Source organism: Colwellia sp. Bg11-12, assembly GCF_014076955.1.
GTDB lineage: Bacteria > Pseudomonadota > Gammaproteobacteria > Enterobacterales > Alteromonadaceae > Colwellia_A.
This window is the reverse complement of sequence record NZ_JACGUZ010000061.1, coordinates 21,022-34,752: the sequence shown is the minus strand read 5'-3', so window position 1 is coordinate 34,752 and position 13,731 is coordinate 21,022. Positions and strand designations below refer to the sequence as shown.

The 13,731-nt window shown below is 38.5% G+C and carries 9 protein-coding genes; 3 read left to right on the top strand and 6 right to left on the bottom strand.

The features are described from left to right. Positions 1-111 precede the first annotated feature (111 nt). The 4 genes from ccoP to ccoN are packed head-to-tail and all read right to left on the bottom strand — an operon-like array spanning position 112 to position 3,349. On the bottom strand, positions 112-1,077 hold the full coding sequence (ccoP, locus tag H4J39_RS08110; RefSeq protein ID WP_182227239.1) for a cytochrome-c oxidase, cbb3-type subunit III: 966 nt from the start codon (positions 1,075-1,077) through the stop codon (positions 112-114). Next, the gene (locus tag H4J39_RS08105; RefSeq protein WP_404842688.1) at positions 1,070-1,270 is read right to left on the bottom strand and encodes a cbb3-type cytochrome oxidase subunit 3; all 201 of its coding nucleotides are present in this window, start codon (positions 1,268-1,270) and stop codon (positions 1,070-1,072) included. The genes ccoP and H4J39_RS08105 overlap by 8 nt, the downstream gene beginning before the upstream one ends. Further along, complete coding sequence (gene ccoO / locus H4J39_RS08100; RefSeq protein WP_182227237.1) at positions 1,270-1,914, bottom strand: cytochrome-c oxidase, cbb3-type subunit II; 645 nt, start codon at positions 1,912-1,914, stop codon at positions 1,270-1,272. The genes H4J39_RS08105 and ccoO overlap by 1 nt, the downstream gene beginning before the upstream one ends. A gap of 10 nt (positions 1,915-1,924) precedes the next feature. After that, the gene (gene ccoN, locus H4J39_RS08095) at positions 1,925-3,349 is read right to left on the bottom strand and encodes a cytochrome-c oxidase, cbb3-type subunit I (protein WP_182227235.1); all 1,425 of its coding nucleotides are present in this window, start codon (positions 3,347-3,349) and stop codon (positions 1,925-1,927) included. A 454-nt stretch (positions 3,350-3,803) separates the two neighbouring features. Here ccoN and H4J39_RS08090 point away from each other — a divergent pair, with 454 nt between their 5' ends. Beyond that, positions 3,804-4,091, top strand: a complete 288-nt coding sequence (locus H4J39_RS08090) for a hypothetical protein (RefSeq protein ID WP_182227233.1) — start codon at positions 3,804-3,806, stop codon at positions 4,089-4,091. A 7-nt stretch (positions 4,092-4,098) separates the two neighbouring features. Here the strand turns inward: H4J39_RS08090 and H4J39_RS08085 are convergent, their stop codons facing one another. Continuing rightward, positions 4,099-4,719 carry a LysE family translocator gene (locus H4J39_RS08085; protein ID WP_182227231.1) on the bottom strand — a complete coding sequence of 207 codons (621 nt, stop codon included), beginning with the start codon at positions 4,717-4,719 and terminating at the stop codon, positions 4,099-4,101. A 274-nt stretch (positions 4,720-4,993) separates the two neighbouring features. Beyond that, positions 4,994-6,034, bottom strand: a complete 1,041-nt coding sequence (locus tag H4J39_RS08080) for a succinylglutamate desuccinylase/aspartoacylase family protein (protein ID WP_182227229.1) — start codon at positions 6,032-6,034, stop codon at positions 4,994-4,996. Positions 6,035-6,652: 618 nt separating this feature from the next. On the opposite strand from H4J39_RS08080, the gene recC reads away from it, so the two are divergent. Both recC and recB read left to right on the top strand, forming a co-directional pair. Then, positions 6,653-10,126 (top strand): exodeoxyribonuclease V subunit gamma, encoded by a 3,474-nt coding sequence (recC, locus tag H4J39_RS08075; protein WP_259368790.1) that lies wholly within the window; start codon positions 6,653-6,655, stop codon positions 10,124-10,126. Continuing rightward, positions 10,123-13,731 carry an exodeoxyribonuclease V subunit beta gene (recB, locus tag H4J39_RS08070; protein WP_182227225.1) on the top strand — a complete coding sequence of 1,203 codons (3,609 nt, stop codon included), beginning with the start codon at positions 10,123-10,125 and terminating at the stop codon, positions 13,729-13,731. The genes recC and recB overlap by 4 nt, the downstream gene beginning before the upstream one ends.

The window sequence follows — 13,731 nt, the reverse complement described above, 5'->3', positions numbered from 1 at the left end:
GGGAACTATTAAAAAACCATGATTTAACGACTTTTAGTCAGATAAAAGATATAAAAAAAGCCTTGCAGTAATTAAACCACAAGGCTGTATTTTTAGGTCTAATTGAAAGGTTTATTTTTGAGATAAACTGTAAACATAGGCACTAACAACATGTATCTTTTGCTCGCCTAGAATATCTTTCCATGCTGGCATTACACCGGCGCGGCCATTTTTTATTGACGACTCAACAGCTCGTTGAGAACCACCATATAGCCAAATGTTGTCGGTTAAGTTTGGGGCACCTAATGGAATACCCATCGCTAAACTGCCTTTACCGTCAGCACCATGACAAGCTGCACATAATGCAAATTTTTCTTTACCTGCTGCAGCACTTTCAACGTCAACTTCACGGCCACTCAAACTCAGTACATAAGCGGTAACCTCTTTTACGCCTTGGTCACCGCCTAATGCTGCGCCCCAAGCGATCATGCCATTAGCATTACGACCGTATAAGAGAGAATGTTTAATTGATTCAGGATCACCACCGTATAACCAGTCTTTATCCGTTAGGTTAGGGAAGCCCGTTGTACCACTCGCATTTGAGCCATGACACTGAGAACAGTTTTGTAAAAATAGGCGTTGGCCCACTTTTAAGGCTTCTTCATCAGTGGCAAGATCTTCTATGGTACGTGCAGCATAGCCATCAAAAATTGGACCGTACTTTATGTCAGCGGCTTCAATTTCTCGATCGTATTGCACTAAATAACCATTTTCTTTTGCTGCGATTACTTGTGCCTTTGACTCTGCGAGATTCAAAATCCCTTGGTTAGAACTTTTCCAACCAATAAAGCCTGTCCAATTACCTAAACCATAGAGCGCTAGGTAACCAAAAGCCCAGATAATTGTTAACAAGAAGAATGTACTCCACCATTGTGGTAATGGGTTGTTTAATTCTTCGATGCCATCAAAAGTGTGTCCCATTGACTCACCTTCAGGAACACCTGCAAAGTTCTTTAAACAATAGCGTAGTAGTGTAAAACAACCCACTAAAGTACCTAGGGTTAGAACCCAAACCCATATATTCCAGAAGCTAGACATTTTTATTAGTCTCCTGTTTGCTATTCACGTCATTAAGTTCAGTCTTTTCTTTATCTTCTTCGAAGATAGAGTTCGCTGCTTCATCAAAAGCGTTTTTACGCTTTTTAGAATAAGACCAAACCACAATAATAATAAATAGTGCCAATATTAATAAAGCTATTAACCCTCTGAGGGTGCCATAATCCATCATCATTATTTCAACGCATGACCGAGAGATTGCAAATAAGCAATAAGAGCTTCCATTTCCGTTTTATCTTTAACAGCAGCTTTAGCACCAGCTAAATCATCTGCAGAATATAACGGGATACGATTACCTTGTTCATCTTTATGGCTGCGATTGCGCGTTAAGAAATTAAATGTTGCTAATTTCCTTTCGGTTAATTCACCGTCTAACTTGTTTTCAGCTAACCATTTAAATGACGGCATGTTTGATTCTGGAACCACTGAACGAGGGTCAAGCAAATGAGCTCTATGCCAATCATCACTATAACGACCACCAACACGGGCTAAATCAGGACCAGTACGTTTAGAGCCCCATAAAAAAGGATGCTCCCAAACGCCTTCACCAGCAACAGAGTAATGACCGTAACGCTCTGTCTCAGCACGGAAAGGGCGGATCATTTGACTGTGACAAACGTTACAACCTTCACGGATATAAATATCACGACCTTCCATCTCTAAAGCGGTATAAGGTCTAAGGTTATCAACAGGCGTAGTGGTTGCTTTTTGAAAAAATAACGGCGTTATTTCTACTAAACCACCGATACTTATTGCAAGAACAGTGAAAATAGCAAACAAACCAACGCTTTTTTCAAATTTTTCATGTTTATTTTTCATAGTCGGCCTCCTAACCTATTGCTACAGGCTTAAGACTGTCGTCTTTAGCATAGATAGTTTTGAACATGTTGTAAGCCATTAATAAGAAACCAGCGACAACTAATACTCCACCAACGAAACGGATAAAGTAGAATGGATATGAAGCGGTTAAACTCTCAACAAAACTGTAAGTTAACGTACCGTCTGTATTAACAGCTCTCCACATTAACCCCTGCATAACACCTGAGATCCACATAGCAACTATGTATAAAACGATACCCGTTGTGTGTAACCAGAAATGCACATTGATTAATTTAATACTGTACATACGACCTTGATTAAAGAGTACTGGAATTAAGTGGTACATAGCACCAATTGAAACCATTGCTACCCAACCTAAAGCGCCAGAATGAACATGACCGATAGTCCAATCTGTATAATGAGATAACGCATTTACAGATTTAATCGCCATCATTGGTCCCTCAAAGGTAGACATACCGTAGAAAGACAAAGAAACAATCAGAAAACGTAAGATAGGGTCATGACGAAGTTTATGCCATGCACCAGAAAGCGTCATAATACCGTTTATCATACCACCCCAAGAAGGAAGGAATAACACGATAGACATAACCATACCTACAGACTGAGCCCAATCTGGAAGCGCTGTATAATGTAAGTGGTGAGGACCAGCCCAAATGTATAATGATACTAATGCCCAAAAATGAACAATAGACAAACGATAAGAGTAAACAGGGCGCTCAGCTTGTTTTGGTACGAAATAATACATCATACCTAAGAAACCTGCAGTCAATAGGAAACCAACGGCATTATGTCCATACCACCATTGCATCATTGCATCGATAGCGCCTGAGTAGATGGAATAAGATTTCATCAGAGAAACCGGTATTACCATTGAATTACCAATGTGTAGTACAGCAACGGTAATAATGAAGCCACCGAAGAACCAGTTAGCAACATAAATATGCGATGTTTTACGTTTAACAAGTGTACCAAAGAAAACAATGGCATAACTAATCCATACAACGGCAATTAAAATATCAATTGGCCATTCTAATTCAGCATATTCTTTACTTGAGGTATAACCCATAGGAAGGGTGATTGCAGCAAGTACAATAACTAATTGCCATCCCCAGAAGGTAAATGAAGCAAGTTTGCCGCCAAATAGTGTTGTTTTACAGGTTCTTTGAACAACATAATAGGAAGTAGCAAATAAGGCACTTGTACCAAATGCAAAAATAACCGCATTAGTGTGAAGTGGACGAAGACGGGAGTAGGTTAACCAAGGTGTTTCGAAATTCAACGCAGGCCAAATTAATTGAGCCGCAATTAGAACACCAACAAGGGTACCCACGATTCCCCATATTACTGTCATTACAGTAAATTGACGTACAACATCAAAATTGTAGTCTACTGATGACGCATTACTTTGAGACATGTTATGGTTTCCGCAGTTATAATTATTAACGTAAAACGATTTTTTATTACTAAAAAAAACTAAGTGCTAATGCTAGTTATAGTTGAAAATATAAATTTTACCTAGCGATAAAAAATCTCCGGTATATAGTAATAATTTTGTAGTGAAAAGTCATTAAAATATGCAGTGAATGTTGTTGTAGATCAATAATATTTCAAGGCTTTGTATAAATAATACACATAAAGCATTAAAGAGAGTATTTCCCATTAAAATATCAATCTATAAAAGTCTATTTATCGTTTCTTTTTTATTCAGTAGTGCTGGCTGCGAACCTAATCGTGTCATTGAAGAAACAAAGCGGCCATTTCAATGTATTCCTTCACAAAGTACTTGTGAAGTTGATACTACATTTGGCACGCTTTTAGTTAAGTTTAATGTCGATAAAGTGCTGACAGAACGACCTTTTAATATACGAGTGGAATTTAAAAAAGATCATTTACTTAACGATAACATCCGCCCTGAAAATTCATATACTATCGTTGGCTATATGGAAGGAAAAACCATGTTTATGGGCAAGATACCCTTGTTATTTACCGACAAAGCTAAAAATACCCCCCCTTATTTTATTGCACAAACAATGTTAGGCAGTTGCTCTGAAGATAATATGACGTGGCGGTTGTGGTTAACTATAGAAAATAAAGTCGCTAGTAAAAGCAATGGTTCAACAACTTTTTTTATCGATTTTGATTCTACTCGTTTTTAGTACATTATTAGCCTAATAAAAGCCAAAGTGCGACAATCATCATTAAACAAGCTGATATTTTATTGAGGTGGGATATTTTGTTGTTTTTTGTTAAGTATCGCGCCAATGTTTTGCCACCTGTTGCATATAATGTCATGCAAATAAACTCTGATATAAGAATTATCGCCACAAGAATAATAAGTTGTGGCACTAATGATTGTTGGCTATTTATGAAGGGTGGTAACAAAGACACCATAAAAGCCCAGCCTTTAGGGTTTGATATTGCTGTAATAAAACCTTGTTGTAATAATCCTTTCTTAGATATATTTTGAGTTTTACCACTCTTATCAATTGATAGTTTACCTTTGGCTTGCCACATATTAATAGCTATATACGTTAAGTAACCCGCTCCAAAAATTTTTAAAAATGTAAAAACTTCTGGGTAACTGAGCATTATTTTCGCTACACCTAAAACAGCAGCAATGGCTACAAGAGCAACACCAAGTAATTCACCCCACATCATCCAAAGCGTTTTTTTATAACCCACAGAAATGCCTAGAGTCATTGCTAGTGTCATGCACATACCCGGTGATATAGAAATAAGAAAAATAGTCGGGATGAAAAGTGCAAGTAACGTAAAATCTACCAAAACAGGGTCTCAATAATTGTGCAGAGATAAAGTTATAAGTATTCTAACGTAATTATAAAGCTTTTCCTTTAATTAATTGCCGCCGTTGTTTCAATTTTGGAGGGGTGTTCTACTAAGGTGAATTGTGTGTTGTTATCACCGTAAATAAACTACAGCGTTGCCAAGTAGCAGGGATTTTCCAAGTATTATCTTCTTCAACCGAATAAACATGACGCTTGTTTGCACAACGGACATCCAATTTGTGCAAAGAACCTTTTATATTAAGTAAATTTTATTATCCATTCATTTTAACTACATAAAACAGGCAATCATTTAAAGCGATAGCTTTCTTATCTGTCGCCATAAAAATACGTAAATCAACAGCACACCTTAAAATATTTTTCTGGCAGCTAAAATAATCACTTATAACGTTATTGCCATGCTCATTAATGAGTTCAAAATTATTAAGTCCTTTGTCATCAACCCAGCCCAGCATTTGATCTTCTCGGGAAATTCCATAATTTAGCTGTTCAATATTTGATTTTATACAAACGCCAGTAAACCCTTCATCATGGTCGCCATAAGATAAGCCTGTGTTTGGTTTTAATACCAAACGTAAGGGTTTATAAATAATATCAACCGATCTGTTTTGTTGAAAATTTTTCGACTCTTTATTTAGAGTTAATTGCTTTAAACCTTCATAAGCCACATGATGAGATTGCTCGTCGGTACTACCACCACATTTAACCGTTATCATCGGACAATCGAACTTTTGTTCCATTAACGTGCCTAACTGCAAACCCGATAAAATGATCGTTTGGCAAAAATAAGAAGTTATTGATAATGTTTCAGGGGTGATTATTGGTGCTACCGCAAAGGCTGGACCAGACCCAGCACAGTTATGTAAATCGACTACAATTTCAGGTGTTACCTCTTTAATGGCTTGCTCAATAAGTAAAGCGCGACGACAAAAACCACAATTTTCAGTATCATCATCAGAAAAACAACGATTAATATCTTTCCCTCCATCAAGATAGCGTCGACTAAATATTGGCGACATAGTCGCGGCTTCAACCGAACAAATAATAAACCTAACATGGGTGGTGGGAACAGGTAGTTTGTCGTGAGCTGTTAACCAACGGTGCATAGCAATTAATCCTGAAGGCTCATCCCCATGAAGCAATGTCGTAAAAACACGACATTTATCTTCATCATCACCCGTAATATCAATTACTGTAGGTCCCGTAAGTGTCATTAAGAACTGAATATAGTCAGCTTTTAGTACAAGAGGACTTGGATTTTTCAAATAAGTGATTTCGTCAAAGTCTATGTCCATTAGAATGCCTAATATGCTCTGTATTAAAGTGATAATAATGAACAGCTACCTTACTTTTACAGTAAAGTCTCTGCCGCAGATGGTACGATACAATGAGCATGTCACAACTTGTAGTTAGTCTTTGTTGATTAAGGTCAATAATAATGAAGTAAAGATGAATTAGTTTTATCTATCGAGGAAAATTAATCACTTATTAATCACTTATTAATCACTAATAGGCTACTTGGACTTGTTGGAAGCTTATTTTCTACACACTTTATTTTATGGCTTCATTTGAGTGTTTGGCTATGGCATCGTTGCATTTACCGAGTAAATCGGGTTTCGTTATGACTAAGTTTGTCGCTATTATGAGTTACCTTACTGTGATTGGTTGGTGTATTGCGAGCCTACTTCATAGTTATAATCGGTCAAGTTTTCTACCTTTTATCTAAAGCAATCTTTAGGGCTTATCTTAACTTTTACATTGTTATTTTTTAGGCAAATATTCTCAAGCACATTTATATGTTATTCAATAAAATAAAGATGTTTTTAGAAAAAATAACTCGGTGATTTCGATAGCTTTATTTGTATTGTTATGCTTAAATTTAGCCAGAAAATATTGTCTCTAAGGTCTTCATATTGTTCTATCTTTATCCGGCTAATAAAATGGAAAATTTATTAGCACTTCTTGATAAAATCCAACAGGTTTCACCACTCCCTATCTTCAGCCAAGAAATGATTGTTGTGCAAAATGCCGGTATGCAGCATTGGCTTAACATGTCGTTAGCTCAGCAACGCGGTATTAGTATGAATATTGGTTACGCGTTACCTTCACAGTTTTTGTGGAAGCTTGTTAGAAGTATGGCTAGCGACGATAACGTGCCAGAGCAGTCACCGTTTTCTCGTGAAGTACTTTCATGGCGAATAGATGCCCTTATTGGCAGTAAAATTGTTATCGACGACCCCGATTTTTCCAGTGCAACACAATACTGGCTAGGGACATCTACCGACACCAAAGACGCTGATATAAGCGATAATATTAATGAGTCTCCAGTCACAAAAGAGCAAGATTACTCAACCGTATTTAGTGATAAACAAACATTAAAACGTTATCAGCTGGCGTGCCAATTAGCCGATTTATATGAGCAATATTTAATTTTTAGACCGCAATGGATAAATGATTGGCACCAAGGTAAAGCCAGTAAAAGTTTCTCTCACCAAAAACAAGCGGTAGAAGTAGAGAAATGGCAGGCAAAATTATGGCAATTGTTAACCGAAGAACAAAGCTATGATCCACTCGAACTCGTTAATAAAGCCATTGAAAATATAGCCACGAAAAAACATTTATTACCACCACGCTTATCCTTTTTTGGGATTAATGCCATGGCACCGATGTGGTTGTCTTTCATCGAAGCGGTAAGCGAACATCTTGATGTGCATTTTTTCCATCTCAACCCTTGTTTTGATTATTGGGGTGATATTCAATCAGAAAAGCAAGCGATTAACGTATTAACAAAATGGGTTAAGGGCCACGACGATATTACCGTGAATGTGGGTAATCCGCTGTTGGCTAATTTGGGTCAACAAGGACGTGAATTCATGGCCTTGCTTAACGACTATTCAACCGTAAATATTGAGGTTTTTGATACCATTGTTAAGGGTGATGAAGCAGAAAGTTTATCGGTATTACACCAAGTTCAACAAGATATTCTGACCTTAACCGATCCAAGAGATGCGCCTAAAAATCAGCAAGATAACTCGATTGTCTTTTCCAGTGCTCATAGCGCATTACGCGAAGTACAAGGCTTACACGATTGGCTGCTCCACCAATTTAATGACGATAAAAGCTTAACACCCAAAGATGTCTTGGTTATGTGTCCACAAGTTGAGCAATATGCCCCATATGTCAATGCTGTTTTCGCACGAGGTTGGCAAGACCTAGCAGACAAGATACCGCCATTACCTTGTTCTATTGCCGACAGAGTTAGTAAAGACTCTGAACCTATTGTGGCCGCTTTTACGCAATTACTGAGTTTGCCTGATAGTCGTTTTCAAGTGTCGCAAATTATCGGCATGTTACGTTTACCCGCAATACAAAATAAGTTTTCGCTCAGCCTTGAAGAGCTTGATAAAATTTCTGCTTGGCTCGAACAAGCTTGCGTGCACTGGGGTGTTGACCAACAGCATAAACAACAGGTTTTGCATAGCAAAGAAGTGAATAATGCCTTTACTTGGCAACAAGGTTTATCACGGTTAATGCGCGGCTTTGCTTTTGCTGATAGCCCAATGTTTGTTGACGAACAACTGTATTTGCCTAATGTTGAAGGAAACGACGCTATTTTATTGGGTAAATTAATGCTGATCATCGAGCAACTACAGCATTTTTCCCAGCACCTTGCTCAAGAAAAGTCGGCAAGCAAGTGGCAACAATTTTTATTATCCCTGTTAAATAGTCTGTTCGAGGTTACCGATGAAAACGCTTTTAACGTTATAGATCAAGCCATAGGTGCGTTGGTTGAATATTGCCAACACGCTGATTACCAGCAAAAAATCAGCTTGGGTGTCGTACGAGACTTTCTTACTAATCATTTTAGTCAGCCAGATCCCGGTCGTCAGTTTATGGTTGGGCAAATTACTTTTTGCTCCATGTTACCGATGCGCAGTATTCCTTTTAAAGTCATTGCCATTTTAGGTTTGAACGACGGCGAATTTCCGCGACAGCGTCAACCGTTAGGTTTTGACCTTATGGCCAGTAGCAAAAGTGAATTGGGTGATAGATCGCGCCGTGGCGACGACAGATACTTATTTTTAGAAGCAATAATATCAGCACGCCAGTCATTATACTTAAGCTATCAAGGGCGTAACATTCGTAATAATAATGAAAAACAGCCGTCAATAGTTCTCAAAGAATTAATGGAATACCTTGAAGCGGGTTATGGTTGGCAGCTGCATAATAGCGACAGCGTCATTGAAAAAAACGATAGTGATGATCGATCTTCAGATATTAAACAATTACCCATGCAAGCTTTCAGCGAGCACAACTATTTGGGGCAATTGAAAAGCTTCGACCCTCATTGGCTGAAACTTAAATCAGCTAAAAAATCAGCACAAACCGATACCTTACTTTTACCGGTTGAGATAACACCAGATAACGAAACTAAAGTTGTTGATATAAATGACTTGATCCGTTTTTTTCAGCACCCCGCGAAGGCCTTTGCTCAACGGCATTTACAGTTGTTTTTTGAAAGTCGAGAGACGCAGCTTGATGATACTGAGCCATTTAGTGAAAACTTCTTGCAGAGTTACTTATTACGTCAGCAGCTTTTAGCGCTTTATTTAGTGGGTAGCAACGAGCAAGAGATAACTTCTGCGGTGAGTGCTGCAGGGGTAAGTGGCGTTTTTCCAGATTTACCCAGCACAAATGACAGTTTAGAGCGCTGGCGTGATGACAGTGAGAATTTTAGTGAATTTATTCGCACGGAAAGTCAGCTAACGACAGCTGACGCGCCAATTACTTTTATTAATGCCGAGCTCGACTTGGTTCTTGCAAATAATAGCCACTTCGTTCTTGATGCCAATTTTCCTGTCCAAGAAGATAGTTTGATGTTCTATCGAAGCTCTTCCGCAAAAGGTAAAGACTTATTTGGTCTTTATTTGCATCAACTCATTCTTCAATGTTGGCAAGACCATGCAGCGACATTGAACACCGCTGATCTTACACAAGAGCAAAGCATGCTCGCGCAGGTAAAAATAACCAAAGGTTTTTACTTTGATACAAAAAATCAAAAACCAACCCAATACCGCTTTAGCCAATTAGACAATGCTCAGGCGCATTTAGCTTTTATTGTTGAAACTTATCTCAAAGGGCAGCAGCAAGCTTTACTGCTTAACACCGAATTAGTCGAAAAGTTCTTTAAAGCGAAAGCCTTTCAACAAAGCCACTTTGAAAAAATATGGTCAGACAATAGCAGCATGCTCAGTGTGATCAAACCCTTAGGACAAGACCCTTACATGCATTACTTCTGGCAACAATGTCCTGAGTTTTCTGAGCATCAGCCAACGTTTACTGCACTTTATCAACCGATGTGGCAAGCTCAGGAGCAAATAAAATGAAGATGAATAATCTGATTGCTCACGAAATCCCTCTGGTAGGAAAACATCTCATTGAAGCGAGTGCGGGCACCGGTAAAACCTTTAATATCACCCGTTTATATTTACGATTATTACTCGAAAAGCAATTACCTGTTGAACAAATATTGGTCATGACCTTCACAAAAGATGCGACTGAAGAATTACGTGGGCGTATTGACAACTTTATTCGACAGGCATTAAGCGAGTGGGATGCACTCATTGTTGAAGATGAGTTCTTTAAGTCGATCAGTACACATATTGATGGAAAATCGGCAAAAATACGCTTGCGCCAAGCACTGTTATACCTTGATGAAGCCGCTATATTCACTATTCATGGGTTTTGTAAGCGCGTATTAAGCCAGCATGCTTTTGCCAGCGGTGTCGCTTTTAATGCACAAATGGAAACCAGTTGCCAAGACTTAGTGTTACAAGCTTGCCAAGATTGGTATCGAGTGTTAGCCAAAGATAGCCCCGAGCAGTTTACGCAAGTGATGCAGTTTTGGCAAAATCCGCTCAGTTTTCTCAGTCAATTTTCAAAAGCTATTAGCAAACAAAATACGCTTGATGTTGTTAACGTTGATGAGATAGAGCAACAATTTACCGAATTAACTCAGCAAGCGCTTGATAACTTAGAAAATAACGTACCGCTACTGACTCAGTATCTTATCGATGTTAAAAAAGGCGCAGAAAGGGAGAAACGCCAGCAAGAACTTGATGCGTTAGTGCAATGGTTACATCGCTTGGTTGATGATATTACCGTGGGTAATGAAAAAATGCCTGACGCTTTTATTGACGGTAAACGTTACGCTCGCTCGGCGGGTAAAGTTGAACTGTTAGCGGTATTTGAACCAGTAAAAACCGTTAAAGCTGAATTAAAATCGTTAGCTAAGAAAATTGAAAAAGCGAAAGCACTCGTAATTGTCCGCCAAGGTATTTATCAAATACGCATCAGTATTGAAGAACAAAAAAACAATGCCAATATATTAAGTTTTGACGATCTTATTTCGACACTTGCTCATTGTTTACAAGCAAAAAATAGCAACGCGGAAATACTGGCGCAAACGTTATTTGAACAATATCCCGTGGCATTAGTCGACGAATTTCAGGATACCGATCCCTTACAATTTTCGATACTTGAAGCTATTTATTATCATCAAAATCAAGCCGCTCTGTATATGATTGGTGATCCTAAACAAGCGATTTATGGATTTCGTGGTGGTGATGTTTTTGCTTATTTATCAGCGCGTAAAGATTGCGATTATCAATGGCTAATGGATACTAACTGGCGTTCTACGCCTGCTATGATCACCGGTTATAACCGCTTGTTTTATGGTGAAGCCATTAAAGACGCCGTAGACGTTATAGAGGGAAATAGTCATGTTTTTGGTTACGACATTCCTTATATTCCCGTGAAGGCTTCGCCACCAGCGCTTAAAAAACATCACACTAGTGCAGACAACGCCTTACAGTTTATTCACTTTGTTGATGAAGAAGCCAAAAAATCGGTCGCGCAAAGTTTTCGCCCGGTTATGGCCACGTGGTGTGCTAACGAAATTATTCGTTTACTGAGTACCCCTGCCACAGAAAGTTGTGAGCAATTGACCTCGAAAGATATTGCTATTCTCGTGCGTGATGGCGCTGAGGCCAGAGATATTAAGCAAGCCTTAGAAAATGCCAACTTAGCGTCAGTCTTTATGAGTAATCGCGCTAACTTGATGAAAAGCGAACAAACACATCAATTAATACAGTTACTTAAAGGCATCTTGTTTGTTGAAAATGAACGTTATTTCAGTGCCGCAATTGCTTGTGATTTACTCAATTATCATCCTAAAGCATACCGTGAATTACAAGCTGATGAACTCGCTTGGCAAGCCTTGAAATTTGACTTTGAACAACTGCGTAATGAATGGCTGTATAAAGGTTTTATTTCGATGGCATTAAAATTAATGCATGACCATTTCTGTATATCAGATGAAAACCAAGATCGTATTTTGACTAACTTATTGCATTTATTTGAAATACTGCAAACGGCCAGTCAACGACATCGTCAACCGCAAGAATTATTGTATTGGCTTGAACAACAAAGCCGCGTCGACGACCCTGAAATTGAAGCTGAATTACGTTTAGAAAGTGACGACAATTTAATACGTATTATTACTCAACATGGTTCAAAAGGTTTAGAGTATCCCGTAGTGTTTGTGCCGTTTGCAACAAGGCATAAAGATCCACTTAAGTTTGGTGTAAGCGCTGTTACTTTTATTGAATACCATGACGACAATCTAGAGTTAAAATTAAGCTTAGACGGCTCAGAACATGCTAAGGCGTCAATGGCTAATGAAGCATACGCAGAAGCTATTCGTTTATTGTATGTTGCGGTAACCCGTGCAGAAAGGCGCTGTTATATATTAACGGCAAGCTTTGATAAAGCACAATATTCTCCTCTTGGCAGTGCCTTAAAATGGCAAGCAGAACAAGATATCGAAGAAAACTTATTACAGTTGGTAAATGATGAACCTAACAGCATAAGTTTAGTGCGACTTTCTAGTGTTGAAAATGCGAGCGAACTTATTGCGCAGCAAGCCCCGCTATCTGAAATTAGCCAAATTAGTGGTGAAGTTGCGCATTTTAACGGCAAAATAGAACGTGATTGGTGGCTAAGTTCATTTTCAGCATTAAGCCGAAATTTACGCCACGGCGGTGTATCTTCGCCTGATCGCGACAATTCACTGGAGAAAGTGGCAAGTGCTGAACTGCAGTCAAGTGCGCTTCAAGCCAGTAGTTTATTGCGTTTTAATTTAGCAAAGGGCGCTCATACCGGCAATTTATTACATGATATTTTAGAGCACACAAATTTTAATGCGCCTGACTGGCAAGAAGCCATGCATTGGCCGTTACAAAAGTATGGTGAATTAACGCCAGGTTACCAGGCAGAAGATCTGCAACTTTGGCTTGAACAAATGATCAACGCACCACTAAACTTTGATGCAGCAGGCAATGTTGCAGTTCTCACGGCGTCTTCTAGTGACGCGTTACCTATGCGTGGGGCAGAGGCATTTAGTTTAGGTGATTTACAACAACAACAAACGCTACGAGAAAGTGAGTTTTATTACCCAATGTGCTCAGCGAGCACTGAAAAATTAACCCATATATTGTCTAAACATCGCAATATGCACAGTAAATCATCTCAGCAATCAACGGTACGTTTACCGGCATATCAACAGCTAAAAGGTATGATGCATGGCTTTATTGATTTGATTTTTGAGCACAACAATAAATATTATATCTGTGATTATAAGTCAAGCCACTTAGGTAATGACTTTAGTGACTACAGTCAACAAGCCATGAAAGACAATATTGAAAAAAATCACTATGACTTGCAGTACCTTATTTATGCTTTAGCCCTACATCGTTACTTAAGTTATAGCCTCGAAAATTATGACGTAAACACACATTTTGGCGGTGCTTACTATCTGTATTTACGTGGAATGACAGATGAAGAGCAACATAAAAATTGTGGTGTGTATTATCGAAATATTGGCGTTGAAGAACTTGAAGAACTAGACCAATTGTTTCTAGGAGAAATATAA